Raw genomic sequence first — 26,739 nt, forward strand, 5'->3', positions numbered from 1 at the left:
GTTCAATTGCCCAGGATGTGGTAGCCCGCGTCGACGTGGAGCACCTCGCCGGTCATTCCGCTGGAGAGGGGACTGGCCAGGTAGAGCGCCGTTGCGCCCACTTCCGAAGCCTCGATGTTGCGGCGCATGGGAGCCTTTTCGGCCATCACGCCCAAGATGCTGGTGAATCCCGAGACCCCACGCGCCGAAAGTGTCTTGACAGGTCCCGCCGAGATGGCGTTGACGCGGATGTTCTTGGCTCCCAACTCAGCCGCCAGATAGCGGACGCACATATCCAGGGACGCCTTTGAGATCCCCATCATGTTGTAGTTGTCGACGACCCTCTCCCCGCCCAGGTAGGTGAGCGTGATGACGCTGCCTCCTCCTGCCTCCTCGAACAGGGGCACGGCCCGCCGCACCAGCGCAATGAGAGAGTAGGCGCTGATTTCCTGGGAAAGCGAGAAGCCCTCCCGCGAGGTTTCTGAAAAGCCTCCGCTGAGGTCCTCGCGCTGGGCGAAGGCGATGGAATGGACCAGGGTGTCGAGCCGACCCGCCTCTTCCTGGACTCGAGCGAAGACCTGGTCCATCTGCTGGTCTGAAGTGACGTCGCAGGGCAGGAGCAGGACGCTCTCGCCGCCTTCCAGCCCCTCCACCAGCTTACGGGCGTTGCGCTCCTGACGTTCCGACTGGTAGGTGAGGGCCAGGCGCATGCCCGACTGGTGCAGCGACTGGGCGATGGCCCAGGCCAGACTGCTCTTGTGAGCCACGCCCAATACCAGCCCCACCTTGCCGGCCAGAAGTCCTTCCACACTCGACTGCATGCTCATCGGCTTCTCCTTAGGCTTGTCCTTGACGGCGTTAAGGATACGGATTACTGGGCGCGAAATCAAAACGAAGATTGGCATGCTCAGCCTGACTTCGATAAGATGCGCCCTGATGGGCGAGCATGTGAAAGCCATTTATCCCGGTTCTTTCGACCCCGTGACCAACGGGCATCTGGACATCATCAAGCGGGGCCGGGAGATCTTCGGCGAGGTCATCGTGGCCATCCTGGTCAACCGGGGCAAGAAGCCCCTCTTCTCGATCGCCGAACGCAGCGACATGCTGGGGCAAGTCACCGCCCAATGGGACAATGTCCATGTGGATTCCTTCAACGGCCTGCTGGTGGACTACGTTTCGCGGCGGCAAGCCAAGGTGATTCTGCGGGGCATTCGGGCCGTCACCGACTATGAATACGAATTCCAGATGGCCCTCATGAACCGGCGTTTAAGACCACAACTGGAAACCGTTTTTCTGGTTCCCAGCGAAGAATATTCCTATCTCAGTTCCAGTTTGGTGCGCGAGGTGGCCACTTTGGGGGGCTCCGTACAGGGCCTGGTCCCGCCGCTGGTCGAAGAGCGGCTGCGGGAGAAGGTGGATCGGCGCATCAAGAACTAAGAGGGCGACTGCGAGATTTGATGAGGAATCGCGAGCTTGATCAAACCTGCTTGAAAGGCAGCACGAGAAAACGCCGGTTTTGGGCGGGCAGCCTGTTGACCGTTTGCTTAGCCTGGCAAGTCGGCTGCACGGGGTCGGAGGCTTCCACGGCCCCTTTGAGCCATGCCTTTGCGCCTTCGGAAACCGAAGCTGAGGCCGAGAGAGCGCCCCTGGCGGCGGATTCTGCTGAAGCCACCCTCCCCCTGCGCAGCGAGGGCCCGTTTCCCTCCGGTTCCTCCTTTCATCAGGCCTTGGTTGAAGAGGGCTTTTCACCGGCCCAGGTCCAGGCCATGATCGACGACGTGCGTCCGGTCTACAACTTGGCCCGCGTGCGGGCGGGGCATCGGCTCATGATCGAGCGCGACCGCGAAGGAAGCCTGGCAGCCCTGGAGTACGATATCGACGAAGAGGAATTCCTGCGCATTGAGCCGGACTCCCAGGGAGGATACCGGGCTGACCGCCTGGCCTTCGATTTCCGGCTCGAGGAGTTTCAGATCGAAGGCGTGATCGAGTCCTCGCTCTGGAACAGCATCCTGCAGCAGGGCGGAGACAGCCAACTCGTCATGATGATCGCCAACCTCTTTCAGTGGGATGTGGATTTCACCACCGCCCAGCCCGGCGATTCCTTCAGCGTCATCGTGCAGAGGCGCTTCAAGGAGGGTGAGCCGGCCGGCTACGGAGACATCTTGGCGGGGCGCTATTCCAGCGGCTCCAAAGATTTCTACGCCTTTCTCTTCCATCATCCGGAACGCGGCAAGAACATCTATTACGACCGTGACGGACAGGCCGTCCGCAAGGCTTTCCTCAAAGTCCCCTTCGCTTTCAATCCGCGGGTGACCTCGGGCTACAGCTACAGCCGCTTTCACCCCATCCACAAAGTCCGCCGTCCCCATTTGGGGGTCGACTACGGTGCGCCTTACGGCACTCCTGTCCTTGCCTCGGCCTCGGGACGCGTGATCCTGGCAGGACGCAACGGCGGATTCGGCAAGATGGTGCGGGTCCGCCACGCCAACGGGTACGTCACCGGCTATGCTCACCTTTCCCGCATCGCCGTCAAAGTCGGACAGGCGGTGCAACAAGGCCAAATGGTGGGCAGGGTGGGTTCGACCGGCGTCTCCACCGGACCTCACCTCGATTATCGCGTTCAGGACCGCTCGGGACGCTACATCAATCCCCGCCAGATGATCTCCTGGCCCTCCGACAAGCCTCTGGAAGAGAAACACCTTCCCGCCTTCAAGCGCCTGCGCGACGCTTTCCAGGTCCGCATCATGCCTCAGCGCATCGAGGGTTGTGAAGTTACCTGATCCTGTAAAGCCCCCTGTCCGGCTTGGGTCTCCGACTTGCCGAGGCCGAATGGGATAACCTGTTTGCCAGGCATGGCGAAGCTGAAGACAACCATCTGCAAGTGGGACCGGGGAGACTTCGAGAAGCTCTACTCGGAGCATCCCTCTGTGGTCGCCAAGCCCCGCTTCGCCTGCCGCAAGTGCGGGCGGGTGGCGCGCAAGAAAAAGTGGCTGTGCAAGGCCTTCAAGCTGCATTTCAAGCCGCCGAAGGGGTCCTGAGGTCGAGTCAGGAACGGTCTGGCTGAGTGGCCCGCCCCGACCAGCGCAGCAGCATCTTCTGCAGCTCCTCCCGGCTGATGGGTTTGGCAATGTAGTCGTTCATGCCCGCCTCCAGACATTTCTCCCGGGCACCCTCCATGGCGTGGGCCGTCATGGCGATGATGGGGAGTTCCTGCTCCATTCTTAACCGGCGGATCTCGGCGGTGGCTTCATAGCCGTCCATCTCGGGCATCTGGCAATCCATGAAGACCAGATCGTATCGGCTCTCTTGAATCATCTTTACAGCCTTGCGTCCGTTGGAGGCGATGTCGGCCCTGCATCCCAGCGTTTCCAGGATGCGCAGGGCCACTTTTTGGTTGACCAGATTGTCCTCGGCCACCAACACCCTGCAACCCGCAACGGCCAATTCTCCCTTCTCCGATCTGAAGTCGCCGTTGCGGGCTGGAGCTTGGGCGACTGGCGCCGCTTCGGCATGTTGATGCTGAAAGGAATTGGGATCGAGCGGCAGGCTGACCCGAAAACAGAAGCAGGAACCTTGGCCCGGCCGGCCTTCGGCTGAGAGCGTTCCACCCATCATCTCCGCCAACTGCTTGGAGATGGCCAGCCCCAGGCCGGTGCCTCCGTACTTGCGGGTGGTGGAAGGGTCGGCCTGGGTAAACTTCTCGAAGAGGCGATCGATCTGATCGGAGCGTATGCCGATGCCGCTGTCTTTGACCCTTATTTCGAGGTCGGCTTGGCGGCCTCGGCTGGCGCCCTGGACCTCGACTCGGACGAAGCCTTCTTCGGTGAACTTGATGGCATTGCCCAGCAGATTGGAAAGAATCTGGCGCAAACGCACCGGATCGGCGATGAGAAAGCGCGGAATCGACTGAGGATAGCCGATCTGCAGGTCGAGTCCTTTCTCCCGAGCCTTGGGAGCCAGCAGGTCGGCGGTCTCCTCGATGGTTTTGCGGAGGTCGAAGGGTATGGGCTCGAGGTTCAGCTTGCCGGCCTCGATTTTCGAGAAGTCGAGAATGTCATTGATGATCTTGAGCAAGGTGCGGGCTGAGCCGTCGATGATTTCGGCGAATTGATGCTGCTTGGAATCGAGTCCTGATTCCAGCAGCAACTCCGTCATCCCGATGACCCCGTTCATGGGCGTGCGGATCTCGTGGCTCATGTTGGCCAAGAAATCGGTCTTGGCCATGTTGGCCTTCTCGGCCGCTTCCTTGGCCTCACGCATTTCGGCCTCGGCTTTGAGCCTCTCCTTCACTTCCTGCTGCAAACGCTCGTTGGCGGACGACAACTGGGCTGTGCGCTGACGCACCAGCTTCTCCACCCTGGCGCGGCGCCCGATACCGATGACCAGGTAGAAGCACAACAAGGCGGTCAAAACCACTCCCAAGCCAAGGATGAGCCAGGGCTGAAAGGTCCGCTGGGAGGCCATGAAGCTGGGACGGGCCGAGAAGTGCGCAGACCAGGTCCGGCCGGCGATGATCATATCGGTGGCGTAGGTGAAGAGGCTGTCCCGGCTTGCTCCCTTAGTTTGGAAAATCACGCTTTCACCGTCCGCCGCCTCGGTGTCGAGGAGGCGCACGTCCAGCGGCAGACGGTCTAAATGCGCGAAGGCGCTCTCCACCAGTTGGCGCACGCGAAACGCGCCCACCGTGAATCCGACCAGGCTCTCCCGCCTCTCCTCCTTGGTGGGGGGCGGCCGGTTCTGGCGGTAGACGGGCTGAAAGACCAAGAAACCGTAGGCATCCTCAGGATCGCCCAACATGGTGATGCGTCCCGTTGCCGCCATCATGGCCCTGTCGCAAGCTTTCTCCATGACCTGTCGGCGGCCTTCTCGGCTGGCGATGTCGCGTCCCAGGAGGGGACGGTTGTCGGCAGGCTCAGCGTAGTAGACGGGGAAATACGTATCTCGCGGAGGCGCTAAAGGTGCGTCCGCCAGGGTTTGTCCCCAGTCGCGGAAGACGAAGTCGCGAAATCCGTCGCGGCGGGCCGCGTCCTCGTACTTCCGGCGCTCCTCGGCCGCAACGCGGGGCACCCAGGCCAGGGACTGTACGATGGAGGAACGGTGGAGAGCGGGAGTGACGAAGCGGCGAAACTCCTCCCGGCTGAAGCCGCCAGTGGCATCGTGGAAGGCCGTCATGGAATGCAGCGTGGAGAGGCTGTCTTCCATCTGCCGCTTGATCTCGGCCACCCGTTCTTCAGCAGCCCGTTCGAGGTCGTTGCGGATCTTGTCGTTTTCCCAGGTCCGCAAGGCGGCGAAGGCGGCGATGCTCAAGGAAACCCCGGCCAGCAGCACCAAGCAGGCGGTCAGATACTCGCGAGTAGCGGGCTGCCTTGCCTCCCCGTCACCTGGTTTCTTGACTTTCATGGCTCCAAACCCCGACGGCTCCAGGACGCACCTCGCGCTCTAGAAGACTTGTCCTCTCCATCGGAATGTCTCGTCGTCTTGTTTAGCAATCTTGCTCACTCCAGCGAATTTTCTAGCGAAGAGTCCTCTCGATGAACTGATGAAAGTGGCTCAAGACGAGATCGGGAACTTCCAGATGAGGATAGTGCGCCGCCTCTTCCAACGTTATCACGTCGGCGGCGGGCACCACCTGGCGGTAGCGCTCGGCCATGCGCCCTCCCGAGATGCTGTCAAGAGCCCCGGCGATCAGGCGCAAGGGCACGTCGCTTTGGGCCAAAGCGCCCACCCAGCGGTCTTCCCAGCGCTTCCTCTCTTTCAGGTACTGGATAAGCCTGTGCATGATGGCGAGTCCTCGGCCGCGGCTCACCAGTCGCCAATACTGCGCCATCTCGGCATCGTCGGGGCCTTTGCCGGGAGCGAAGAGGCGTGAGAAGTTGCGCCTGAAGGTGCGCTCACCCAAGAGCAACGCCGCTCCTTTCCCCAGCGGCGAGAGCAGCAGCTTTTGGATGAACAGCGGACGGTTGGCGTCGGGGATGAGCCCGCCATTGAGGAAGCAGACCGAACGCAAGCCGAGTCCTGAGGCACGCCGTCCGCGCCCCCCCTCGATATGCCTGGCCAGCAGCTCTTGGGCCACGGTGTCGCCGTAGTCGTGAGCCAGAATGTCGACCTCGCTGATGTCGAGCTGCCGGAGCAGGCCTTCGATCAAGTCCGCCTGGTCGAAAATGGAATAGTCATAGTGGCGGGGTTTGGCGGAGAATCCGAATCCGATCAGGTCGGGGGCCACCACCCTGAAATGACCAGTCAGGTCCTTCCATACCCGATGCCAGTCCCAGGAGGCGGTGGGGAATCCGTGAATGCAGAGCAAGACCGGACCCGCACCGTCGTAACGATAAAAAATGGGCTTTCCGCGGTGACGGAATTCCCGTCCAAGTTGACGCCAGTGACGCAAAGTTCGTCCTCGAAACTGAGCCCCGTCCGAGAGCCGGCCGCAAATCCGATTCTAAACACCCCTTCTGTCAGCGGCAAATGCTTCGGCCACGGCCTGCTCCGATACTTTTTCAGACTTGACGCGAATAGGTTAGGAGCAGCATCCGTAGGAAGAACAGTGAGCGGCCGCGAGGTCGCCTTCACAAATCTATGCAGATCGACCGGCGGGGCGGAGAGAGGCATGCGGCTCTGGCCGGCTTCAACAGAGAAGGAGATTCCCATGATTCGGAAGTTGTTCGTCGTACTTGCTTCAGGGCTGGCCATGACCGCAATCCTCAGCGCCCAAACGGTTGATGAGGTGGTTGCCAAAATCATCGACGCTCAAGGCGGAAAAGAAGTGTTCATGTCGATCGACACTTCGCTATCGAAAGGCAAAATGATCTTTCAGGGCGGGGCGGCCAGCGGCGAGCTGCGCATTTATCAAAAGCGCCCCAACCTGGTTCGCTTCGAACTCGACGTGGCCGGCACAACCCTGATCCAGGCCCACGACGGCGAGGACGCCTGGAAGGTCGTCCCCGCGGTCATGCAAGGGACAGGCAAACCGGAGGCGATGACGGAAAGAGAGCGGCGGGACTTCCTGGGCGGAGCCCACATCGATCCCCTTTTGATCGACTATCAGGAGAAAGGCCACGAGGTCGAGTTGGTGGGGACTGAAGACATGGAAGGAACCGAGGTCTACCACCTCAAGGTGACCCATAACAACGGACGGGTCTTCGAGCAATACTACGATACCGAGACCGGCCTGCTCATCAAGAACATCACCATGACCTACAATCCCCAGTTGGGGCAGGACCTGGAGATGACCCAGTACATGGGAGACTACAAGGACGTCGGAGGCATGATGATCGCTCATTCCGTCGAAGCCCAAGTCATGGGGCAGACCGCCTTCCAGATAGTCTTCGAAGAATTTGTGGCGAATCCGGACCTGGATGACAGCATGTTCTCCCGCCCCGCCGAAGAGGAATAGCCTCAAGTTCTGCTCCCGGGGGGCCGCCGCGGCGGGCCCCTTTCCCATCCCCATTCAAGAGAGAAACGACCATGCGTGTATTGTGTTCACTGCTGTTGCTGACCCTGGCCGCACCCTCCGCGCTGCGGGCTCAGGTGGAGATCTCGACCGCAACCTTGGGTGACCTGCGGGCCCGCGCCATCGGTCCCGCCGTCATGAGCGGACGCATCTCGGCCCTGGCCGTCTCGCCCGCCGACTCGCAGCAGATTTACGTGGGAGCGGCGGGAGGAGGCGTGTGGCACTCCAGCGACGGGGGAGCTTCATTTCAGCCCATCTTCGACGACTATGCCTCCTCCATCGGCGCCCTGGCGCTGGATCCCGGTGACGACAAGACCGTCTGGGTGGGGAGCGGAGAGTCCTGGGTGCGCAACTCGGTGGGCGTGGGAGACGGCCTCTATCGCAGCCGCGACGGCGGACGCAGCTTCCAGCACATGGGCCTGGAGCAATCCGAGCACATTTCGCAAATCATCGTCCATCCCCAGGACTCCAACGTGGTTTGGGTGGCCGCCCTGGGTCCGCTCTGGTCGCCGGGCGGCCAGCGCGGAATCTATAAGACCGTGGACGGGGGGAAGAGCTGGCGCTGCGTCCTCTCGGACAACGACTCCACGGGGGCCGCCGATCTTGTCATCGACGTCCAGGAACCCGATATCCTCTACGCCTCTCTGTGGGAAGTGCGGCGCACGCCCTACTCCTTCCATTCGGGCGGGCCTGGAAGCGGTCTTTACAAGAGCGTCGACGGAGGGGAGAGCTGGAGCCGGCTCCAAGAAGGTCTGCCCGAAGGGCATCTGGGCCGCATTTCGCTGGCCCTGGCTCCTTCACGGCCCAACCGCGTCTACGCCATCGTGGAGTCGGAGAAAACGGCCCTTTACCGCAGCGACGACGCAGGGGCCTCCTGGAGCCGCATGGATGAAAGCAGCAACACCATCGTGCGTCCCTTCTACTTCGGCGAGATCGTCGTCGACCCCGTCGACTACAACCGGGTCTACCGTCCGGCTTACAGCCTCACGATCAGCACAAACGGCGGCAAGTCCTTCGAAAGCACCGGCTTCGCTTCCGGGGTCCACCCCGACCATCACGCTTACTGGGTCGATCCCCGCAATCCCGACTATCAACTCACCGCCACCGACGGAGGACTCTACCGCTCCCTCGACCGCGGACGCAGTTGGGACTTCCTGGCCAACCTGCCCATCTCCCAGTTCTACCAGGTCCGCTACGACATGCAGAATCCCTACTGGGTCTACGGCGGGTTGCAGGACAACGGCTCCTGGAGGGGACCTTCGGACGCCCGCGGGGGCATCGCCAATCACATGTGGGAAAACCTGGGCGGGGGCGACGGGTTCCATGTCTGGCCCGATCCCTCCGATCCTCAGGCCGTCTACTGGGAGTCGCAGGGCGGCAACGTACAGCGCCTCGACCTGGGGATCGGCGACAGCCAGAACATCCGGCCCTTCGTGAGCGGAGAAGAATTGCGTTTCAACTGGAACACGCCCATTCACATCGGAGCCGCCAGCCAGGCCCTCTACGTTGGAGCCCAGCACCTCTTCCGTTCCCAAGACCAGGGACGCTCCTGGAAGCGCATTTCTCCCGACCTGACCAGCGACGATCCCAGCAAGCAGCTCCAGGAGGAATCAGGCGGCCTCACCGTCGACAACACCACGGCCGAGAACCACTGCACCCTCTACTCCATCAGCGAGTCGCCGCTGGACTCCGAAATCGTCTGGACGGGAAGCGACGACGGACGGGTGCAGGTGACACGCGATGGAGGAGGCTCCTGGAGCGACGTGACCGGCAACCTGCCCCAGTTGCCGCGAGCCGCATGGGTCAGTTCGGTTCACGCCTCCCGCCACTCTCCCTCCCGCGTCTATGTGACGGTCGACAACCACCGCAACGGAGACCAGGATCTCTACCTTTACCTGAGCGACGATTGGGGCGCCACCTGGACCCGCCTGCAATCCGAGGCCATGGAAGGATTCGCCCGCGTCATCCGCGACGATCCGGTCAATCCCGACCTGCTTTTCCTGGGAAGCGAGAGCGGACTTTTCGTGTCCCTCGACCGGGGAGGACACTGGGCCCGCTTCGAGGGCGGCCTGCCTCGGGTCTCGGTGCGCGATCTGGCAATCCACCCGCGCCAGCACGACCTCATCATCGCCACCCATGGCCGGGGGATCTACATCGTCGACGACCTCACGCCCCTGCGTCACATTACCCCCCAAGCGGCGGAAGCCGAAGTGGCCATGCTGCCCTCCCGCCCCTTCGAGCTCTCCAGCGGGTTCGACAGCCGCCAGCGTTTTCAGGCCGGCCAATGGACGGGTCAAGGCCGCGGCGAAATGGCAGCGGTGGCCTACCACTTGAGGAAGCGACACATCATCGGCGATCTCAAGGTGGAGATCTTCGATGGGGAGGGCAACCTGGTCATTTCCCTTCCCGGAGGCAAGCGCAAGGGCATCAACCGCGTCCAATGGGCCATGCGGGGCCGAGCGCCCCAAATCGCCCCGTCCCCCACCCTGCAAGCAGTTCCGGCACTCGGTCCCCTGGTGCCCGAAGGCACCTATCAAGTCCGCCTGACCAAGGGGAAGAAAAGCTACGACGGCCAAATCCATCTGAGGCTGCCCGACGACTACCCCTTCGCGCCCCATCAACGCCGGCAGCGCCGGCAGATCATTGCAACCCTCTATGAAATGCAGGGCGATCTGGCCTACTTGGCCAAGGCGGTGACGCAGATGAGCCAGGACGCCGAGGCCAGGGCCCAAGAGCTGCCCCAAGGGGACCAACTGCGCCAAGATCTGGAGGCATGGGCTGAAGCTCTGGACGAACTGCAAGGCCGCCTGGTGGCCTCGCGCCAAGTGCAGGGCATCAGCGGCGAACAGCAACTCAGGGAAGAAGTCGTCGGACTCTATGCCGCCGTCAACCTCTACAACGGACCGCCTACCCAGTCGCAACTCGAACAGAGCCAGGCTTTCGGCCGGCAAATCGACGAGAGGCGGGCTGATCTGAGGGTCTTGACGGAAAGGCTGCCTCAATTGAACCAGGGCCTGCAGGAAGCAGGGCTCGCGCCCCTGGCCCTCCTCTCCCGCCAGGACTTCGATGAGTCGATCCGCTGACAGGAGTCAATTCCACTGCATGGCGGAAAGCCCGTGAATTCGGCGCAGCAGGCCGATTTGACCGATGTGCTGACTTTCATGGGCCAGCAAGAAAGCAAGTCCTCCCAACACGTCCCCCCGGTCGATGGGAAACTTGTGGGGAGATTCGGCCTCAAGCGGCTCAGGTCCGATCTCTTCCAGCCGGCTCGCCAGGAGATCGGAAACCTCCTGCCAGGCGAACATCAACTCGGCCAAAGAAGGAATCTCGCCCAGATCATCAACGCTTCGGACATCTTCGGTGACGTCGGCAAAAGGGTTTTGGGCGTCTTCGAGCCCCAACATGCGGGCCATGTAGTAGCGGGCGTCGATGACATGAAGGGTCAAGAAGGCGATGTTGTTGGCTTGGCCCGGCCGCTCCTGAGCAACCCCGTCGTCCACCCCGTTGAGGGCGTTCTGAAACAGGCGGGTGTTGAGGTTGAGAGTGGCGTAGAGAGGTTCGACAACTGGCTGCATGAGATCCTTGAGCTCCTTTCCAGGCTCCACAATGAGGGCTTCATGGTACATGAGGCGCGCGGACAGTTGAAGCCCCATGACCGGCAGGAAGGCGGTCAGCCTTTGCAACCGAGCAGTCCGGCCAGGACGGACAGGTCTTCCACGACTTCATGAGGACGGCCCCCGGCTTGGCCAACGGGCATCTCGCTGCCCTCGCCGCTACGCACCCACACGGTGAAACATCCCAGGGCCAAACCCATGCGGATCTCCACGTCGAGACGGTTTCCGATAACGCCGATCTCAGCCGGTTGCAGCCGCAGAGCCGGCCCCAGGGCTGCCAGCGCCTCCCCCTTTTCCCGGCTGCGCGCCACCATCCGCACCCCGTCGAAGTATCGGCCCAGCCCGCTCTTGTCCAGCTTGCGTTGCTGAAAGTCGGCGAAGCCGTGAGTGAGCAGAAAAAGGCGGTAGTGCAGACGCAGTTCGTCGAGCATGCGCCGGACTCCAGGCATGCGCCGCAACGCGCTCACCGAGGGGTTGCGGAAGAGCTTCTCGCGGGCCTCCCAGGCCCCGGCGCCCAGTTGGGGCACCTGCCGGCCGACGGCGCCACGCAAGCCGGCGGGATCGCTGCGCCGGTAGTGCAGGAGCGTCTCGGCCAAGGTCTCGCAGTCGGGAAGCTCCGGCCGAGCGGCACCGCCGCTCTCCTGTTGCCGCTCTTCAGCCCGATATTGCAGCATGAGCCGGGCGGCCTCCCGTTCCAAGGGGACGATGAGATCGTCGTAGGTTCGAATCAGCGTATCGTCAAGATCGAAGACCAGCGCCCTCAGGTCGCCCCTCATGGCTTCATCCTAGCAAAACAAAAAACTGTGAGCCGCATCCCTGCCGGGCCTGCTCGTCCGCAACACCCAGTTGCGAATGAACGGCTTCACGCGGCCGGCGGTTTTCCTCGAGGAACTGATCGAGAACCTTCTCGACTCAAGATGCCGCGGACGTACGCGCCGGCGTCTTGCTGGCCCCGGCCCGCCGGACCGACACGCCCATAGAGTGCAGATCCGGCGGGCTGGCCCCAGGCCTCCCAATTGCCAGGGATTTCTTGCCATCGCAAAGGCAAACCAAAAAGCTTCAGATCGATTTTCATTGCATAAATATTGCGATTGAGCAGCAAAATATGGCAAATTAGACTACGTTGAAGTCGAATCGACAGCCAGAGGCGACGACTTGACGTTGCCGGACCTGCTGATACGTCTTCAGAGGTGGACTCTATACCAATGCTGCAGGTGCCGTCCCGACACCGCTTGTGAACCGGAAAGACTCCACAGTTCTTAGAATTACGAGAAGTACATGTTTATTTTCAAGCGAAGAGTGACTGTTGGTGCGGATTTTAGCCATGAATGCATACCCTGGGCCCGTGGAGCTTTGCCATAACCGCTGTTTAGTATGGAGAGAATTATGGAAGACAAGAAACTCAGGCAACTGGGCCACCGCATCCGCATGGCCCGCAAAACGAAGAGCATCACGCAGGAGAGGCTGGCCGAGCTGGCGGGATTGTCGACCACCTACATTGGCCGGCTGGAACGCGGTGAAAAGACGCCTTCCATCGACACTCTGGTGACACTTTCGGGTGCTCTCGAACAATCGCCCCTGGACCTGCTCATCGACCTGGACACCTCGCTGGGCAAGGAGCACATCAAGAACCGCATCCGCAACCTGCTGGGGCTGCTCTAAGGACGGCGGCGCCCCCGAGTCAGCCGTTGCCGCCACTGCTCAACTGCGATCGTCGCCTTTTTCCTCTGCGTTCTCGGCGGAGGATTCAGGTTCTTCAACAAGTTGACCCGCCACAGCGGCCCCGGCCGCGTCCACTTTCTCATCCGCGCTCTTGACCGTGATGGTGTCTAAGCCGTGCCCTCCCGGCCCCGCCTCAGCCCGGTTGAGCTGGAGGGCGAAAAACAGCCCCACGAATCCCAGCAGCGAAAAGAGCCACATGCCGTACTGATATCCTCCGGGGTTGGCCGCTCCAGCCTGGCCATAGTCGTTGGCGGCGCCCACCGCCAGATTGAGGCCCGCCACTCCGGCCTGTTGCAGCAGGGTCATCAGTGCGTAAGCCGTCCCCAAACGCCGCTCATCGACCACATAGGCCACCGAAGGCCACATCACGGCCGGGATAAGCGAGTAGGCGACTCCCATCATGGCGATGGGGATGTAGGGACTCAGTCCGGTGTGCGCCATCATCAGGTAGACGGGCATGATGAGGACTGAACCGATGACCATCAGATGGGAGCGCCGTCCCATCCAATCCGCCAGGAACCCGAACACCGGGGTGGCGAAAATGGCCGAGAAGGAAATAACCGAGAGCATGGGACCTGCCTCCGACAAGGGCAGGTCATAATTGTCGCTGAGAAACTTCACGCCGAAGGTCTGGAAGGGGAAGATGGCCGAGTAGAAGGTGGCGCACAGGCCCACGATGAACCAGTAGGAGCGTGAAAACTTGAGCAGATCGCTCCACACCAGCCTGTCGGTCTCGCCGGCGGCGCCGAGAGCGTACTCTTCCTCGGCCTGTTTCTCCAGAACCCAGTAGACGGCGGCCGCGATGAGCGAAGAAATGCCCACGATGGCGGCCATGAAGAGGGGCTTCTGCCAGTCATCGTAGAGGCTTTCAAACCATCCGGTGGAACTCTGGGCGGCGGCCGCGCCGGCCCGCGCAACCATCAGATTGACGCCGAATGCCAGCCCCAGTTCCTTGCCCCGGAACCACTTGGCCAGGGCCGTTGTGATGGCGACGATCATCGATTCGGCACCCAGACCGAAGATGAAGCGTCCGGCCAACATGACCTGATGATCGCCGCTCAGGGCCGTCACGACCGCCCCCACCACGCAGAGTGCGGTGAAGACGACGGTGGTGTTGCGCGTGCCGAAGCGGTCGATGAGAGGACCGGCCAGAAAGAGGAGAAGAATGCTGGAAAGGCTGTAGATCGCATTGAGCGATCCGATCATCGAGTCAGTGAAGCCCAATTGCTCGGTCAGCAGGGGGGCCACCGGCGCAATGCTGTCGTAGATGTAATAGTTGCCGAACATGGCGATGCTGATGGCAGCCAGCACCGACCAGCGCAGCACAATAGGCGGGCGCGAGGACGGGGAGGGGTTTTGCTCTGTCATTTGCCGCTTAGCTTAGCCGAGCCGCCGCCCCCTGGCAAGGAAACCCAGGCCCCGGCGGGCTCAGGCGCTTTATGACTGCTCCTGGAAGCGCACGGCGTAAACGGGGGGCAGGTGAGTGCTGAGGGCGGTCCATGAGTCTCCTTGATCGGCGGAAACCCACAGTCCGCCAGTCGTCGACCCCATGGCCAGCCACTGCCCCTGGGAATCCACGTCGAGGGCGTGGCGATAAACCAGGTGGTAGGCGGGAGCCGGGGGAAGTCCCTGCTGCAAGACCTGAAAGCTGCTTCCGCCGTCGCGGGTGCGGGTGACGACGAAACGTCCCTCCACCGGCACCCGGCACTCGTCCTTGACGGCCGGGACGAACCAGGCCGTGTCTGCGTCATGGGGATGCACTGCGACGGCGAACCCGAAAGTCGAGGGCCCGGCTTCGCGAATGGAAGTCCAGGAATGCCCGGAGTCTCGGGAGCGGAAGATGCCGTTATGGTGCTGTACCCACATTCCATCGGGGTTCGAGGGGCACTGGACCACTCTGTGAGGATCCTGGATGTCGGGGTCTTCGCGGTTCTCGGGAGGCATGTACTCGGCGTACATGCCATCGGTGCGGCACTGCCAACTCCGGCCGGCGTCCCGGCTGATCCAGTTGCCTCCGCAGGAAACGCCTACCAGCAACCGGTCGGAGTCGCGGGGATCGACGCAGACGGAATGGATTCCGGGGTGGTCGTAGCCGCCGCCGAACCACTTGCGGCGCTCTGGACGGTCCCAGAGCGAGCGCACCAGGTGCCAGGAGGCGCCGTCGTCATCGCTGCGGAAAAGGCCCCCGGGTATGGTTCCGGCCCACAGGCGTCCGGGACGATCGTGGCCGCCGGATTCAAGGCACCACAGCAACTCCAGCTTCCAGGGCACCTTGTCTTCGGAGTCGGCATCCTCGGGTTTGCTGGGATAGGCCGGGGCGGGCAGTTCCTCCCAACTCCGTCCCCCGTCCGGCGAGGCGTGCAGCTTGACGCCGAAATGACCCAGGTTGAGGGCGGCGTAAAGGCGTCCGCTGCGGGGATCGGGGAGCGTAAACACTACCGGATCGCCGATAAAGGCCGTCTGACACACCCGCCACTGAGAGCCGTCCCGTTGGAAGCCGAACAGCCCCTTGCGCGTCGATACCCACAACCGTCCGCTCATCTCACACCTCTCTTCCAGCCCGGCTTCCTCCCGAGAGGGCCTGCATGACGTAAATCTCGCTGTCAGGCCTGATTCGGGATTCCAATCCGGCTTGATTCCCGTCCAGAAAAATCACCACATGACGGCGCACGTCACCCTGTTCGTCGAGAATATACCCGCCCAGCCGGGGATAAGAACGAAAGACCGCTTGCAGGGCTTGGCCCACGGATTCAGCTTCCACGTCGACCTCGGGCGCATCGAGATGCCGCTGCAAGTTTGAAGTGAAGACGACACGTGCCATGAGTCCTATTCGATGGGCGCAACTCTACTCCCTGGGAGGAGAAATGACAAGGCGCCGCCGGCATGAATCTGCACGCCGCGAGAGAGGCCGGGGGCCGCACTACGAGGACTGGCGATGAGACGAGTTTGGAAGACATCCAAGGCCGGCTCGCTGAGCCGTCTGCGATTGCTCGAGGAGGAGATGAAGCCGCTGGACTCCGGCTCTCTCAGGGTGAGGACCCGTTGCTGCGGGCTCAATTTCGCCGACCTGTTCGCCTTGCTGGGCGTTTACTCGGCCACTCCTGAGGGCGCCTTCGTCCCGGGATTGGAGTTTTCCGGCCGAGTTGAGGAGGTGGGGGCCGAGGTGGAAGGATGGAGCCCGGGCGACCGCCTCTACGGCGTCACCCGTTTCGGAGGCTACGCCGACCGCATCGATATCGAAGCCGGCTACTGCCGTCCTCTGCCCTCAGGCTGGTCGTGTGCGCAAGGGGCGGCCTTTCCGGCTCAGACCCTGACCGCCTGGTACGCACTGAGGACGCTGGGAGAGGCCCGCGCCGGCCAAAACGTGCTGGTGCAAAGCGCCGCCGGAGGAGTGGGCCTGCAGTGCCTCAACATCTGCCGGAACCTCAATGTCCGCGCCATAGGATGCGTGGGCCGTCCGGAAAAGATCCCCTTCCTGCACAAGGAAGGCTTCGAGGAAGTGGTGGTGCGGCGCAAAGAGACTTTCCAAACCGACCTGCGGCGCATCCTGCAGGACCGCCCGCTGCATCTGGCCTTGGACGCGGTAGGCGGATGGGTGCAGAGGCAAAGCTACCAACTTCTGGCGCCCACGGGCCGGTTGGTGGTCTTCGGCGCCGCCCGCTTCATGCCCAAAGGCCGGCGCATGAACTGGATCAAGACAGCATGGCGCTACCTGCGGCGCTTCAAGGTCGATCCCCTCAACATGATCGCCGACAACAAGAGCGTGATGGCTTTTAACCTGATCTGGCTCTGGGATCGCCTCGACCTGATGTCGGCCCTCCTGGAGCAGATCGAATCGCTCGGATTGCCTCCTCCTCACGTGGGCGCCCAATTCCCCTTCGAGCAGGCCCGCCAAGCCCTGGCCCACCTGCAAAGCGGACGCTCGGTAGGCAAGGTCGTCCTGACCTTGGAGGACTACTAGGGCCACCCGCTGGCCAACAAGTCTGAAACCCAGGACTAGCGAATGGCACCCCTTCGGAGTTCTTTCGAACTTCGCATATCGCACATATCGCACCTGGAACTTGGCAAGGTCCTGGCTCAGAATCTATGACCGTCAGCACCAGGGGCTCACTAGCACGGGGTCAAAAAGGCTTGAAAATCGCCAGGTAGGCGGCCAAAGCGCCCACGATCACCGACGTCCACCAGATCAGGTTGCCCGAGTCCGGACTTCGCCGGGCCCACACCGTCAGCAGGGCGAAGCCGATCCAGATCACGATCTTGGCGAAGACCCAACCCGGCCAAGGCATGGGATAGCCCAGCTTGGCGATGAGGCCGAAGCCGGCCACCAGGGCGATCAGCAGTCCGATCCCGTTGGTGATGAGGGCCAATCGGCGGTAGGCAGGCGCTTTCTGGCCGCCCAGCGCATGAACCACCACCAGGCCCCCCATGGACACCATGATCATGACGATGCCTATCAGATGCAGAAACTTATAGAAGAGATAACTCATAACATTCCCTGTCTTGGGGATTCAGCCGACATCTCACAGCAAGCGACAGCGCCCACGCCCGACGCGGTCGCTGCCATGGTTTTTATACAATCCCTTCTCGGAGGTCAACAGCGAGGCGGAGGAACGCCTCGAGAAAGACAAAGCAACAGAAACGGAATGAAATGCGCATTCTTTGCCTTGGATACAGTTACAGCGGACGGCACTTGAGCCGTCATTTTTTCGGCCACCAGGTCTGGTTTCTGTCACGCCGGGCCGCCTCCCTCAAGGAGCAGGGCGTGCCGGCGCTTGAGGAATCCGACTTCGCCGAGTACATAGAAAGGCATCCTCCTGACGCGGTGGTGGACACGGTTCCCGCCATTCCAAAGGAAGAGGGCGGCATCGAAGATCCTCCCTATTGGCCCTTGCTGGAGGAACTGCTCAAGTCCCGTCCCGAAACGCCAATGGTCCACGTCAGTTCGACCTCGGTCTACCCGGCCGGTGCCGAGGAGGCCGCCAGCAGCGACGGTCTTCCCACCTACAACGAGGCCAGCGAGGCGGCCCCCGGCAAGGCCAGAGGACTGCTTCGCCTGCTGCTGGAACGCAAGTGGATCGGCTTTCACCACTCCATACGCATCGTCCGCTCGGGGGGCATCTACGGTCCCGACCGCTGCCTGGCCCTGCGTTTCCGCCGGGGGGACTTCCGGCGCATCGGCACCGGCAACAAGATGGTTTCGCGCGTCCACGTCGACGATCTCTGCCGGGTCATCCTGGCCTCGGCCCAGCGGCAGGAAAACAAGGCCGTCCGCCTGGTCAATGCAGTGGACGCCCGCTCGACCCTGAACAGCGAGGTCTTCCGCTGGATCGAAGAAGAACTCGACATCATCGTGCCCGGAGACTGGCGCCAGGCCGCTCCCCGGGGACGCCAGGTCACCAGCCTCTACCTTCCCGGCATGATCGGGGGACGCTACCGTTTCCCAACCTACAAAGAGGGCTTTCGCGATTGCCTGTCGGCATGACGGAGCGAATTGTTGTAGAATTCTGTCATGTCGGAACGGACTGAAAGACGGTCGTTGCTGGGTCAGATGGGGGTCTTTCTCGACCTGATCCGCTTCGAGCACACCATTTTCGCCCTTCCTTTCGCCTATTCGGGCATGCTGTTGGCGGCGGGCGGGTCCCCCACCCTGAGCCAGTTTTTCTGGATCACGGTGGCCATGGCGGCCGCCCGCACTGCGGCCATGGCCTTCAACCGCTGGGCCGACCGTCATCTGGACGCCCGCAATCCCCGCACCGCCGACCGGCCCATCCAGCGGGGCAGCATCGGGGCCGGACTGGTGCTGCTGCTGGCTCTGGTCTCCCTGGCCATACTGGCCCTGGCGGCCTACCAGCTCAATCCTCTCTGCTTCATGTTGTGGCCGGGGGCCTTTCTCTTGCTGGCGGGCTACAGCTACACCAAGCGCTTCACCTGGATGTGCCATTACGTGCTGGGCCTCACCGATGCGCTGGCTCCCATGGGAGCCTGGGTGGCGGTCACCGGAACCATCTTGCAGCCTTCCGACTTGCCGGGCTGGCTGCTGTCGGCTGGAGTGATGGTGTGGATCGCCGGTTTCGACCTGCTTTACGCTCTGCAGGACATCGAGGTCGACCGCCGCGAAGGGCTGTACAGCATCCCGGCCCGCTTCGGCGTCCGCCGCTCGCTCTGGATCGCCCGCTTTTCGCACGCCGGCGCCGTCGCGCTCTTCGCCGCCGCCGCCTGGAGCGCCCGCCTGCAATGGCCCTTCTGGCCGGCCCTGGCGGCCGTCTGCCTGCTCTTCGTATGGGAGCACCGGCTGGTCCGCCCCCACGATCTGACCCGCATCGACGTGGCCTTCTTCAACGTCAACTCCTACATCAGCCTGACGCTCTTCGCCGGCATCCTGGCCGGCGTCTACTGGCCTTGACGGGGCGGCAGGACGCGAAAGGCGGCCTTCCCTTTGATGCGGTAGGCTTCGAAGTCGTCGTCCGTCAAGCTGCTGACGCTCCGAGATAAAGGCGCAGCAGCAGGAGGAGGACCAGGGCCGTTATGGCGGGCAGGAGGAGGAAGAGAAGGACGCGCCGCAGCGAGGGACGTGCTTCTTCAGCGTTGGCGGGGCGGAAATCTTCTTCCTTCATGTCTCGAGGATTCCCATCTCCCCAAGCTGGCGGGTGGCTTGCTCGGCCCAGCCTCGATTGGCCAGAGGACTGGCAGGGCTGGGATGGAGGATGGAGCCGACGCGCACGTCGAGGTCTTTGAGGGCGCTGAGGGCGCGCTTTTCGGCGAACTTGCCGATACCCACCACGTAGCCGGGCTGAAGGGCTTCGATGGTGGCGCGGATGGCGTCGTCACAGGCCTCCGTGAGGGGTTTCCGTTCCTTGACGGGCAACTTGTCGGGCGTGCGGTTGCGCCCGCTTTCCTCGATGAAGAGCAGGGGGCAGTAGTTGGCGATGAAAAAGCGCTGGAAGAAGCGTTCGGCGGTGCCGAAGGTGTCTTTGGCCCAGCCCCACACCCGCTGTCCGCTGACCTCGCTGCGACTGCAATCGAATCCTTCTACCGGCCGCTTGGGGTGCTCCCGGCGGGGCTTGCCCACGGGACCCGAAATCCCCACCCAGTCCTTGACCAGGTTGACCTCGCCGAAAGGGACCCCGGTCTGGGCCATGCCCCAGGGGCCGGGGTTCATCCCGAAGAAAACCACTTCCTTTCTTCCCTGCCCGTATCGCCGCAGGTACCGGCAATGATTATCCCAAGCGTAATGGAGCGGGTTGTAGACATGGGTTACGGGCTGGGAGAAGGTGAGAGGGTCAAGAGTCTGGCGCAGGCTGCGTGCAATGTCGATCAGATCCATCCCGCCCATTGTAGGGCAAGAGGAGGGGCCCCTTCAGAGGGGCCGGATCTCACTGCTTTACGGGCTTTTCCTGCAGGTTGAGGCGAATGGTGGAATCGGAGGTGCGGATAATAAGCACTCCCTCGTCCTCGGCGGCGGTCACCGACACAGGGCCGATTCCGCGCACCTCCACGTCGACGTTGCCGATGGTTCCCGCGAAGCGCAAGCGTCCCTCGCCGTAGGAATCGGCCGCGGGGACGCGGGGCTCCTGGGCGGTGAGTTGCACCGTCCTCTCCTCATCTCCGCGCCGGTAGCGCAGGGAGACTCTTTGGCCGGGCTGGATATCGAAGAAGCGGTCGGCGCCCTGGCGGGTAGTGAGATCGTATCCGTCCACCGCCAGCAGGACATCGTCACGGCGCAGGCCGGCTTGGCCGGCGGGACTCTCGCTGTCCACCGAGTAGACGCGCGGATGCTGTTCGAACGTGAAAGTGTAAGTGTCGCGAGTCCGGCGCCAGTAGCAATCGTCGCAGGTGAATGCGAATCCCATCCAGGCCAGCACCGGCGGACGCGGCGGCAGGGGAGGCGTGGGCGGGACGGGCGGCGTGGGCGGCACGGGTGGGGTTGGAGCTGGAGCCTCGATCCGAACCGAGGGTGTCGGCGGTGCGGGCGGCGACGGCGAAACGGGAGGCGCAGGGGGCGCGGGCGGAGCCGGCGGCGGCGGCGGGGGAGTGCCGAAGAGTTGGGCCGAGGGGACGTCCTCGGGACAGCCCTGGGCCGGCGTCAAAGTCACTTCCATCTCGCGGCCGCGGCGGCGCAGGCGGATCGTCAGGGGCTCGTCGGCTCGGGGATGGATCAAATCCGTCCCCGCCCAGCGCGTGGTGATGAAGCTGCCGTTGACGGCCACGATAACGTCTCCGCGGAGCAGCTTGCCCCCAGCCGGCGAGTCCTCGGCCACCCGCCAGACCTCGGGCTCTGAGCCGAACCACACCTGGCGCTCGCTTCCGTTCTCGGTGCGCAGACGGATGCTGTCGGCCCGCAGCGAGGTGATGCCGGTGTAGGTGACCGGGGACTTCCCTCCCTGGCAGGGTTGGGCCTGCAGCGGGGTGGTTGCGGGAGCCCCCAGCAGTCCGGCCGCCAGCAGCGCGGGCAGGATTCGGGCCTGCCTGCCTCCAGGGAATGACAATGCCTTCAGATGCTTAAACATGATGGTGTCCTTTAGTTCCAAAAGACCTTGCGCGGTGCGGAATCCTGAGGATCGTCGCCGGAAACCTGTCGCAGGCGTTCCGCCTCCAGGCCTTGCAGCAGACGGGCGGCCACCGGATCGTCGGGATCCAGCCTCACCATTTCCTGGGCGGCGGCGTAGAGGGCCGAAAGGGCCACTTCCTGCGACTGGCGGCGATCGCCCTGGTCAGGACTGGAGGCCGCCAGATGTCCCAGCGCGGCCAAGGCCGTGACGTAGGCCGACCCGGTGCGCTGGACATTGGCGATGGCTTGCTCGACGTCGCGGGCCTGGCGGATTTCGGCCATCATGGAGAGGGCCGACTCGGCCCCCGCCCGCTGTCCTGCCGAGTAGCCCAGCAGGAAGACGGCGAAAAGGGCCGCCGTCCCGGCCAGGGCCCAGGGCATCCAATGCACCTGCCACCAGGGCCGGATAGGCCGTTCCAGCAGTCCTTCGCGCTTGAGGCGCGCCACTACGCGGTCTTCCAGTTCCGGCGGAGGAGCCTGTTGACGGGCCAGCGCTCTCAGGCGCTCGGTTTCTTCCTCGCTCCACTGCACTTCATCCCGTTCGCTCATGACCTTTGCCTTGACTCTTCAGAGAGGCCCGCACGGCCTTTCTGGCGTTGAATAGTTGACTCTTGGAGGTCCCTTCGCTGATCTCCAGCGAGCGGGCGATTTCGCGGTGGGTCCATCCCTCCAAATCGTGAAGAAGCAGGATCATCCGGTAACCGTCGGGAAGGGCCTTGATGGCGCTCTCCAGGTCCAGGCGCATGCCGCTGGGAGGCGGCGGCGCTCCCGCTTCGGGAAGGGCCTGCAGATCCACCCAGGAGTTGCGCTTGCCGCGGCGCAGGTGTTCCCGGCACAAGTTGAGTCCGATGCCGGTCAGCCAGGTGGAAAAGGCCGACTGCCAGCGGAAGCCCGACAGGTTTCTGACGGCCTTGATCCAGGTCTCCTGCACGATGTCTTCGGCGTCGGCCCGGCTGCCCACCGTGCGCAGCACGAACTGAAAGAGGCGCGGCGTGTGACGCCGGTAGAGGTGCCTAAAAGAGACCTCGTCGCCTTCCTTCATGATGGCCTCGGCCCATCGTCTTTCTTCCTTCACTCTGCCCCCTGAGTGGCCTGCGGGCCGCCGATGGTTGGACGAGCGCGGGAGTTTTTCTAGCCCGCATTGTGCAAGGGAAAAAAGACCGGTACCAGCAACACCAAAAGCGCCAACAGGACGACGGTAAGAATCGAGCCCACCTTGAAGTAGTCCATCACCCTGTACCCGCCGGCGCCCATGACCAGCAGATTGGCCTTATGGGAGAAAGGCGTCATGAATGCCGCCGAGGCGGCCAGGCTGACGCCCATCATGAGCGGATAGGGCGAGAGGCCCAGTTCTTCGGCGGCCTTCAAAACCACCGGCGTCAGCAGCACCACGGCCGGCGCGCCGTCCAGGCACTGGCTGAGGGCGCTGGAAAGCGTGAAGAGGCCCGCCATGACGGCGTAGGCCCCGTAGGGCCCCGCCACTTCGGTGACGCTGTCGGAGAGCAGTTCGGCGGCTCCCGTCCGCTCCATGGCGATGCCCACGGGAAGGATGGCAGCCACCAGAAAGATGGCCCTCCATTCCACGGCCCGGTAGGCCTCCTGCATGGTGATGGCCCCCGACAGCACGCAGATGATGGCGGCCACGAAAGCGGCCACGTAGATGGGCTGAAAGCCGGTCACCACGAAGGCGATCATGACCGCCAGAGCCAGCACGGTGAAGAGCGCCTTGTTGGTGCGGCGCGGCTCCTGAGCCGAAGGCGCCAGCACCACCCAGTCGGGGTCGGACCCGAAAAGGCGGATGCGGCTCCAGGGTCCTTGCAGCAAGAGGGCGTCTCCAAAGCGCAGAGGCAAATCGGCCAAGCCCTCGTGGATGGCCAGGCCCTCCCTCCACACGGCCAGAACCTGCAGTCCGTAGCGGTCGCGGAAGTTGAGTTGCCTGAGAGTCTTTCCCGCGGCCGAGGAGCGGGGAGCTACCGTGGCCTCTTCGATACCCACCTCGCCCGACTCGATTCCCGATTCGCTGACGTCGCGGCGCAACTGCACGCTGCCCAGTCCCAGCAAGTTCTGGATCAGGTCAGGACGCCCCGTGACGATCAGTTCGTCATCAGCTTGAATGACTTCGTCCGGCTCGACCGGCAGCAAAGTCTCGTTCTCCCTGACGATTCCCAGCACCGTGAGCCGCACCAACTCGCCAATGCGGCTGGCAGCCACCGTGGTCCCGGCCAACTCCGAGCCGGAGGGAATGCGCAGGAGGTAGAGGTAGCCTTCCAACTCCTGAAAGATCTCCCGTCCCGTGCGGGCCTCTTCCAGCTCGGGACGCAAGGCCATCTGCTCCAACTGCTCGTTGGTGCCCAGCGCGAAGATCTCGTCCCCGGCCTGGAAGGGCACGTCGATAACGTCCTGGATCAGCTCTCCCTTGCGCCGCAGGGCCACCACCACCGCTCCATAATCGCGGCGGAAACGGGTCTCGCGGATGGTCTTGCCCACCAAAGGCGACTCTCGGGCCACCTTGGCCCAAATGCCGCTCACCTTCTCGGAGGCCGAGGCCAGGGTGGCCACTTTGGTGGATTCGATCTCGATGCCCTTGACGCGGAAAAGCTCCTCCACGTCGGAGGGACGTCCCTTGAGCATCAGGATGTCCCCGGCCCGCAGAGTCGTGTCGCCTTTAGGAGCCAGCTTCTTTTTGCCTTTGCGGACGATGCCCACCACTTGGCCCCCCAGGGTCCTCCCCAACTGCGATTCGCGCAGTGAGACGCCGTCCATGTCGGAGCCGGCGGGGATGCGGATGGAGAGCAGGTTCTCCTCCAAATCGTAGACGCGGGCCAAATCGCGCTTTTCCCCGGGCGAGGCGTCCGCGTCCCGCTCGGGGAGCAGGCGGCGGCCGATAGTGGCCATGAAAAGGACTCCGAGGACCAGAAGCATCACGCCCAAGGGGGTGTAGTCGAAGAGCCGGAAGGGCTCGAGGCCGTTCTCGCGCAAGAGCTCGCCGGCCAGAATGTTGGGGGGCGTCCCCACCAAGGTGGTGGTTCCGCCCAGAATCGAGCCGAAGGAAAGCGGCATGAAGAGGCGCGAGGGCGAAACGCCGGCTTTCTTTGAGATGCTGGCCACGGCGGGGAGCAGCACGGCGCAGGCGGCGATGTTGTTCATAAAGGCGCTGAGCACGCCTCCCACCATCATGATGGCCACGATCAGCGGAACTTCCTTGCTGCCGATATATTGGTGCACCCGCGCTCCCACCATGTCGGCCACGCCCGTGTGCAGCATGGCCGCGCTGACGAAGAAGATCGACAGCATGGTAATGACCGCCGGCGAGGCGAATCCGGTGTAGGCCTCTTCAGGAGCCAAAAATCCGCCCAGAACCAGGATGGCCAGTCCGATGAAGGCGGTGAGGTCGACAGGCAGCTTTTCGGTGAAGAAAAGATAGGCCATGGCGATCAGAATGGCGAAGAGGATGCCGATTTCCAGCGTCATGTTGCCCGGCATTGTACACCCGCCCTCTGCGGCGGGAAAGGGGCCATGTTTACGCGTTCGAGAGCGGGTGCTAAAGTTATTTTCACAAGGAGGCATCGATGACCAAGAGGCGAATGAAGTTTGTCGGCATCCTGTTGACGTGCCTGTCGGCCGCAGGCGTTTGGACCACGGCCCAAAGAACTCAAAAGCCCGTCCTGCACGGGCAGCATTGGATGGCCATCACCGGCAAGCCGCTGGGTGCCACGGCCGGAGCCATGACCTTTCACAAGGGCGGAAACGCGGTGGACGCCGCCTGCTCCATGCTGGCGGCCACCTCGACCATGTGGGACACCCTGGGCTGGGGCGGCGAAACCCAGGCCCTGATCTACAATCCGCACAGCAATAAAGTCATCGGCATCAATGCCTTGGGAGTGGCTCCCAGCGGAGCCACGGCTGACTTCTTCAAGAGCAAAGAAATGCGTTACCCGCCCGGTGAGGGTCCGCTGGCCGCCGTCACGCCGGGCACGCCAGGCGGCTTGATGGTGATGCTGGCCGAGTACGGGACGCTCAGCTTGCAAGAAGTCTTACAGCCGGCCCTGCAAATGGCCGAGGGCTATCCCATCGAGGAACAGGCCGCCGACAACATCGAACGCAACAAGGCAAAGCTCAAGCACTGGCCCTATTCCAGGAAAGTCTTCCTGCCTCATTTGGGAGAGGAGCGGGAAGCCCCTCATGCGGGCGAGATCTTCCGCCAACCCGACCTTCACGCCACCCTGCTCAAGCTGATCGAGGCTGAAAAGCAGGCCCTGGAAAACGGGAAGAGCCGCAAAGAGGCCATTTACGCCGCCTACCAGCGCTTCTACGAGGGCGATATCGCCGAGGAGTTCGTGCGGGGCGTCCAGGAGCAGGGCGGACTGATCACCCTGCAGGACCTGGCTCAATGGGAAGTCAAGATCGAAGAGCCGGTCATGACCACCTACAAGGGCATCGAGGTCTACAAGCTGACCCACTGGGTTCAGGGTCCGGTCATGCTGCAGGCCCTCAACATCGTCGAAAACGCCGACCTCAAGGCCATGGGCTACAACTCGGCCCGCTACATCCACACCCTTTACCAGGCCATGAACCTGGCCTTCGCCGACCGCGATTTCTATTACGGAGACCCTTATTTCCCTCCCCGGGAGCCCATTCAGGGGCTGCTCTCCAAAGACTATGCGCGCCAGCGTTATGAGCAGATCGACTGGGAGAAAAACGACCCCGACGTCAAGCCGGGCGACCCCTATCCTTTCCAGGGCGGCGAGAATCCTTTCCTCCACCTGCTCAAGGACTGGACTTCTGAGAGCCCTCCCGAGACCGACGGCGCCCAGGCGTCGCTGCGGCGGGAGGAGGCCTTCCGGGCCGGGACCACCTCGATACAGGCCGCCGACAAGGAAGGCTGGATCGTCTCGGTCACTCCCTCGGGAGGCTGGATTCCGGCGGTGATCGCCGGCAATACCGGAATCGGCATGAGCCAGCGCATGCAAAGCTTCGTGCTGGACGCCTCGGAGAATCCCTTCAACGTGGTGGAGCCGGGCAAGCGTCCGCGGGCCACTTTGACGCCGGGACTGGCCATCAAGGAGGGCAAGCCCTACCTGTCGTTCGCCGTGCAGGGCGGCGACACCCAGGACCAGAACCTGCTGCAGTTCTTCCTCAACGTGGTGGAGTTCGGCATGGACGTGCAGCAGGCGGCTGAAGCGGCCAATATCGTCAGCTACCAGATGAAGAGTTCCTTCGGCAGGCACGAGTCCACGCCGGGACGCCTGACCCTGCACGAAGACGTTCCTCCCTGGGTCATCGCCGAGCTGCGGGAAATGGGCTACCGCATCAACACCCGCAGCCGCACCTCAGGGCCCATCAACGCTGTCTACTTCGACTGGAAACACGGCACCCTGTGGGGCGCCGCCAGCAACCACGGCGAAGACTACGGCATCGGCTGGTGA

General features: G+C 63.0%; 25 protein-coding genes. 10 read left to right on the forward strand and 15 right to left on the reverse strand.

All coding sequences use genetic code 11. The annotated features are described in order from the left end of the window. Positions 1–2: 2 nt before the first annotated feature. Positions 3–806, reverse strand: a complete 804-nt coding sequence (locus VLU25_15275) for an SDR family oxidoreductase (GenBank protein HSR69297.1) — start codon at positions 804–806, stop codon at positions 3–5. A 109-nt stretch (positions 807–915) separates the two neighbouring features. Here VLU25_15275 and coaD point away from each other — a divergent pair, with 109 nt between their 5' ends. The 3 genes from coaD (at position 916) to VLU25_15290 (ending at position 3,017) form a co-directional block, all read left to right on the forward strand. Further along, positions 916–1,416 (forward strand): pantetheine-phosphate adenylyltransferase, encoded by a 501-nt coding sequence (coaD, locus tag VLU25_15280; protein ID HSR69298.1) that lies wholly within the window; start codon positions 916–918, stop codon positions 1,414–1,416. Between the two features lie 155 nt (positions 1,417–1,571). Then, a complete protein-coding gene (locus VLU25_15285; GenBank protein HSR69299.1) occupies positions 1,572–2,759 on the forward strand; it encodes a peptidoglycan DD-metalloendopeptidase family protein in 1,188 nt (395 codons plus the stop codon). Positions 2,760–2,831: 72 nt separating this feature from the next. After that, complete coding sequence (locus VLU25_15290) at positions 2,832–3,017, forward strand: hypothetical protein (protein ID HSR69300.1); 186 nt, start codon at positions 2,832–2,834, stop codon at positions 3,015–3,017. Positions 3,018–3,024: 7 nt separating this feature from the next. On the opposite strand, the gene VLU25_15295 is transcribed toward VLU25_15290, so the two are convergent. Both VLU25_15295 and VLU25_15300 read right to left on the reverse strand, forming a co-directional pair. Beyond that, positions 3,025–5,379: a CHASE domain-containing protein gene (locus VLU25_15295; GenBank protein ID HSR69301.1), complete on the reverse strand. Its 2,355-nt coding sequence runs from the start codon at positions 5,377–5,379 to the stop codon at positions 3,025–3,027. A 112-nt stretch (positions 5,380–5,491) separates the two neighbouring features. Beyond that, entirely contained in the window at positions 5,492–6,367 is an 876-nt protein-coding gene (locus VLU25_15300; protein HSR69302.1) for an alpha/beta hydrolase, read from the reverse strand. A 258-nt stretch (positions 6,368–6,625) separates the two neighbouring features. Here VLU25_15300 and VLU25_15305 point away from each other — a divergent pair, with 258 nt between their 5' ends. After that, positions 6,626–7,372 (forward strand): hypothetical protein, encoded by a 747-nt coding sequence (locus VLU25_15305; protein ID HSR69303.1) that lies wholly within the window; start codon positions 6,626–6,628, stop codon positions 7,370–7,372. Between the two features lie 71 nt (positions 7,373–7,443). Continuing rightward, positions 7,444–10,512 (forward strand): glycosyl hydrolase, encoded by a 3,069-nt coding sequence (locus VLU25_15310; GenBank protein ID HSR69304.1) that lies wholly within the window; start codon positions 7,444–7,446, stop codon positions 10,510–10,512. Between the two features lie 6 nt (positions 10,513–10,518). Here VLU25_15310 and VLU25_15315 read toward each other — a convergent pair whose 3' ends face one another. Both VLU25_15315 and VLU25_15320 read right to left on the reverse strand, forming a co-directional pair. Beyond that, complete coding sequence (locus tag VLU25_15315) at positions 10,519–11,004, reverse strand: DinB family protein (protein ID HSR69305.1); 486 nt, start codon at positions 11,002–11,004, stop codon at positions 10,519–10,521. A 95-nt stretch (positions 11,005–11,099) separates the two neighbouring features. Continuing rightward, positions 11,100–11,819: an HAD family hydrolase gene (locus tag VLU25_15320; GenBank protein HSR69306.1), complete on the reverse strand. Its 720-nt coding sequence runs from the start codon at positions 11,817–11,819 to the stop codon at positions 11,100–11,102. A gap of 610 nt (positions 11,820–12,429) precedes the next feature. On the opposite strand from VLU25_15320, the gene VLU25_15325 reads away from it, so the two are divergent. Further along, entirely contained in the window at positions 12,430–12,705 is a 276-nt protein-coding gene (locus VLU25_15325; GenBank protein HSR69307.1) for a helix-turn-helix transcriptional regulator, read from the forward strand. Positions 12,706–12,744: 39 nt separating this feature from the next. On the opposite strand, the gene VLU25_15330 is transcribed toward VLU25_15325, so the two are convergent. The 3 genes from VLU25_15330 to VLU25_15340 form a co-directional block, all read right to left on the reverse strand. Next, entirely contained in the window at positions 12,745–14,133 is a 1,389-nt protein-coding gene (locus VLU25_15330; GenBank protein HSR69308.1) for an MFS transporter, read from the reverse strand. Between the two features lie 69 nt (positions 14,134–14,202). Next, positions 14,203–15,306, reverse strand: a complete 1,104-nt coding sequence (locus VLU25_15335; protein HSR69309.1) for an exo-alpha-sialidase — start codon at positions 15,304–15,306, stop codon at positions 14,203–14,205. 1 nt (position 15,307) lies between these two features. Beyond that, a complete protein-coding gene (locus tag VLU25_15340; protein ID HSR69310.1) occupies positions 15,308–15,586 on the reverse strand; it encodes a MoaD/ThiS family protein in 279 nt (92 codons plus the stop codon). A 114-nt stretch (positions 15,587–15,700) separates the two neighbouring features. Between VLU25_15340 and VLU25_15345 the strand changes: the two genes are divergently transcribed. Continuing rightward, on the forward strand, positions 15,701–16,726 hold the full coding sequence (locus VLU25_15345; protein ID HSR69311.1) for a zinc-binding dehydrogenase: 1,026 nt from the start codon (positions 15,701–15,703) through the stop codon (positions 16,724–16,726). Positions 16,727–16,886: 160 nt separating this feature from the next. Here the strand turns inward: VLU25_15345 and VLU25_15350 are convergent, their stop codons facing one another. Then, the gene (locus VLU25_15350; protein ID HSR69312.1) at positions 16,887–17,252 is read right to left on the reverse strand and encodes a hypothetical protein; all 366 of its coding nucleotides are present in this window, start codon (positions 17,250–17,252) and stop codon (positions 16,887–16,889) included. Positions 17,253–17,413: 161 nt separating this feature from the next. Between VLU25_15350 and VLU25_15355 the strand changes: the two genes are divergently transcribed. Continuing rightward, complete coding sequence (locus VLU25_15355; GenBank protein ID HSR69313.1) at positions 17,414–18,247, forward strand: NAD-dependent epimerase/dehydratase family protein; 834 nt, start codon at positions 17,414–17,416, stop codon at positions 18,245–18,247. Between the two features lie 27 nt (positions 18,248–18,274). After that, the gene (locus tag VLU25_15360) at positions 18,275–19,168 is read left to right on the forward strand and encodes a UbiA-like polyprenyltransferase (protein HSR69314.1); all 894 of its coding nucleotides are present in this window, start codon (positions 18,275–18,277) and stop codon (positions 19,166–19,168) included. A 64-nt stretch (positions 19,169–19,232) separates the two neighbouring features. Here the strand turns inward: VLU25_15360 and VLU25_15365 are convergent, their stop codons facing one another. Genes VLU25_15365 through VLU25_15390 form a run of 6 tightly spaced genes read right to left on the reverse strand, consistent with a single transcriptional unit; the run spans position 19,233 to position 24,784 of the window. Next, complete coding sequence (locus tag VLU25_15365; GenBank protein ID HSR69315.1) at positions 19,233–19,379, reverse strand: hypothetical protein; 147 nt, start codon at positions 19,377–19,379, stop codon at positions 19,233–19,235. Beyond that, positions 19,376–20,089, reverse strand: a complete 714-nt coding sequence (locus VLU25_15370; GenBank protein ID HSR69316.1) for a uracil-DNA glycosylase family protein — start codon at positions 20,087–20,089, stop codon at positions 19,376–19,378. Before VLU25_15370 ends, VLU25_15365 begins: the two co-directional genes overlap by 4 nt. A 49-nt stretch (positions 20,090–20,138) precedes the next feature. Further along, positions 20,139–21,272 carry a PDZ domain-containing protein gene (locus VLU25_15375; protein HSR69317.1) on the reverse strand — a complete coding sequence of 378 codons (1,134 nt, stop codon included), beginning with the start codon at positions 21,270–21,272 and terminating at the stop codon, positions 20,139–20,141. A gap of 11 nt (positions 21,273–21,283) precedes the next feature. Beyond that, the gene (locus VLU25_15380; protein ID HSR69318.1) at positions 21,284–21,862 is read right to left on the reverse strand and encodes a hypothetical protein; all 579 of its coding nucleotides are present in this window, start codon (positions 21,860–21,862) and stop codon (positions 21,284–21,286) included. Beyond that, entirely contained in the window at positions 21,846–22,388 is a 543-nt protein-coding gene (locus tag VLU25_15385; GenBank protein ID HSR69319.1) for an RNA polymerase sigma factor, read from the reverse strand. The genes VLU25_15380 and VLU25_15385 overlap by 17 nt, the downstream gene beginning before the upstream one ends. A gap of 56 nt (positions 22,389–22,444) precedes the next feature. After that, positions 22,445–24,784 carry an SLC13 family permease gene (locus VLU25_15390; protein HSR69320.1) on the reverse strand — a complete coding sequence of 780 codons (2,340 nt, stop codon included), beginning with the start codon at positions 24,782–24,784 and terminating at the stop codon, positions 22,445–22,447. A gap of 113 nt (positions 24,785–24,897) precedes the next feature. On the opposite strand from VLU25_15390, the gene VLU25_15395 reads away from it, so the two are divergent. Further along, on the forward strand, positions 24,898–26,739 hold the full coding sequence (locus VLU25_15395; protein ID HSR69321.1) for a gamma-glutamyltransferase: 1,842 nt from the start codon (positions 24,898–24,900) through the stop codon (positions 26,737–26,739).

The sequence above is a fragment of the Acidobacteriota bacterium genome (genome assembly GCA_035471785.1).
In the GTDB taxonomy this organism is placed as follows: Bacteria; Acidobacteriota; UBA6911; order RPQK01; family DATIPO01; genus JANQFM01.

Coding starts and splice junctions, on each gene's coding strand:
- VLU25_15360 (HSR69314.1), top strand. CDS start 18,275: ATGTCGGAACGGACTGAAAGACGGTCGTTGCTGGGTCAGATGGGGGTC.
- VLU25_15325 (HSR69307.1), top strand. CDS start 12,430: ATGGAAGACAAGAAACTCAGGCAACTGGGCCACCGCATCCGCATGGCC.
- VLU25_15305 (HSR69303.1), top strand. CDS start 6,626: ATGATTCGGAAGTTGTTCGTCGTACTTGCTTCAGGGCTGGCCATGACC.
- VLU25_15350 (HSR69312.1), bottom strand. CDS start 17,252: ATGAGTTATCTCTTCTATAAGTTTCTGCATCTGATAGGCATCGTCATG.
- VLU25_15380 (HSR69318.1), bottom strand. CDS start 21,862: ATGAGCGAACGGGATGAAGTGCAGTGGAGCGAGGAAGAAACCGAGCGC.
- VLU25_15395 (HSR69321.1), top strand. CDS start 24,898: ATGAAGTTTGTCGGCATCCTGTTGACGTGCCTGTCGGCCGCAGGCGTT.
- VLU25_15335 (HSR69309.1), bottom strand. CDS start 15,306: ATGAGCGGACGGTTGTGGGTATCGACGCGCAAGGGGCTGTTCGGCTTC.
- VLU25_15355 (HSR69313.1), top strand. CDS start 17,414: ATGCGCATTCTTTGCCTTGGATACAGTTACAGCGGACGGCACTTGAGC.
- VLU25_15330 (HSR69308.1), bottom strand. CDS start 14,133: ATGACAGAGCAAAACCCCTCCCCGTCCTCGCGCCCGCCTATTGTGCTG.
- VLU25_15345 (HSR69311.1), top strand. CDS start 15,701: ATGAGACGAGTTTGGAAGACATCCAAGGCCGGCTCGCTGAGCCGTCTG.
- VLU25_15275 (HSR69297.1), bottom strand. CDS start 806: ATGAGCATGCAGTCGAGTGTGGAAGGACTTCTGGCCGGCAAGGTGGGG.
- coaD (HSR69298.1), top strand. CDS start 916: ATGGGCGAGCATGTGAAAGCCATTTATCCCGGTTCTTTCGACCCCGTG.
- VLU25_15315 (HSR69305.1), bottom strand. CDS start 11,004: ATGCAGCCAGTTGTCGAACCTCTCTACGCCACTCTCAACCTCAACACC.
- VLU25_15340 (HSR69310.1), bottom strand. CDS start 15,586: ATGGCACGTGTCGTCTTCACTTCAAACTTGCAGCGGCATCTCGATGCG.
- VLU25_15320 (HSR69306.1), bottom strand. CDS start 11,819: ATGAGGGGCGACCTGAGGGCGCTGGTCTTCGATCTTGACGATACGCTG.
- VLU25_15310 (HSR69304.1), top strand. CDS start 7,444: ATGCGTGTATTGTGTTCACTGCTGTTGCTGACCCTGGCCGCACCCTCC.
- VLU25_15370 (HSR69316.1), bottom strand. CDS start 20,089: ATGGATCTGATCGACATTGCACGCAGCCTGCGCCAGACTCTTGACCCT.
- VLU25_15290 (HSR69300.1), top strand. CDS start 2,832: ATGGCGAAGCTGAAGACAACCATCTGCAAGTGGGACCGGGGAGACTTC.
- VLU25_15390 (HSR69320.1), bottom strand. CDS start 24,784: ATGACGCTGGAAATCGGCATCCTCTTCGCCATTCTGATCGCCATGGCC.
- VLU25_15375 (HSR69317.1), bottom strand. CDS start 21,272: ATGTTTAAGCATCTGAAGGCATTGTCATTCCCTGGAGGCAGGCAGGCC.
- VLU25_15365 (HSR69315.1), bottom strand. CDS start 19,379: ATGAAGGAAGAAGATTTCCGCCCCGCCAACGCTGAAGAAGCACGTCCC.
- VLU25_15295 (HSR69301.1), bottom strand. CDS start 5,379: ATGAAAGTCAAGAAACCAGGTGACGGGGAGGCAAGGCAGCCCGCTACT.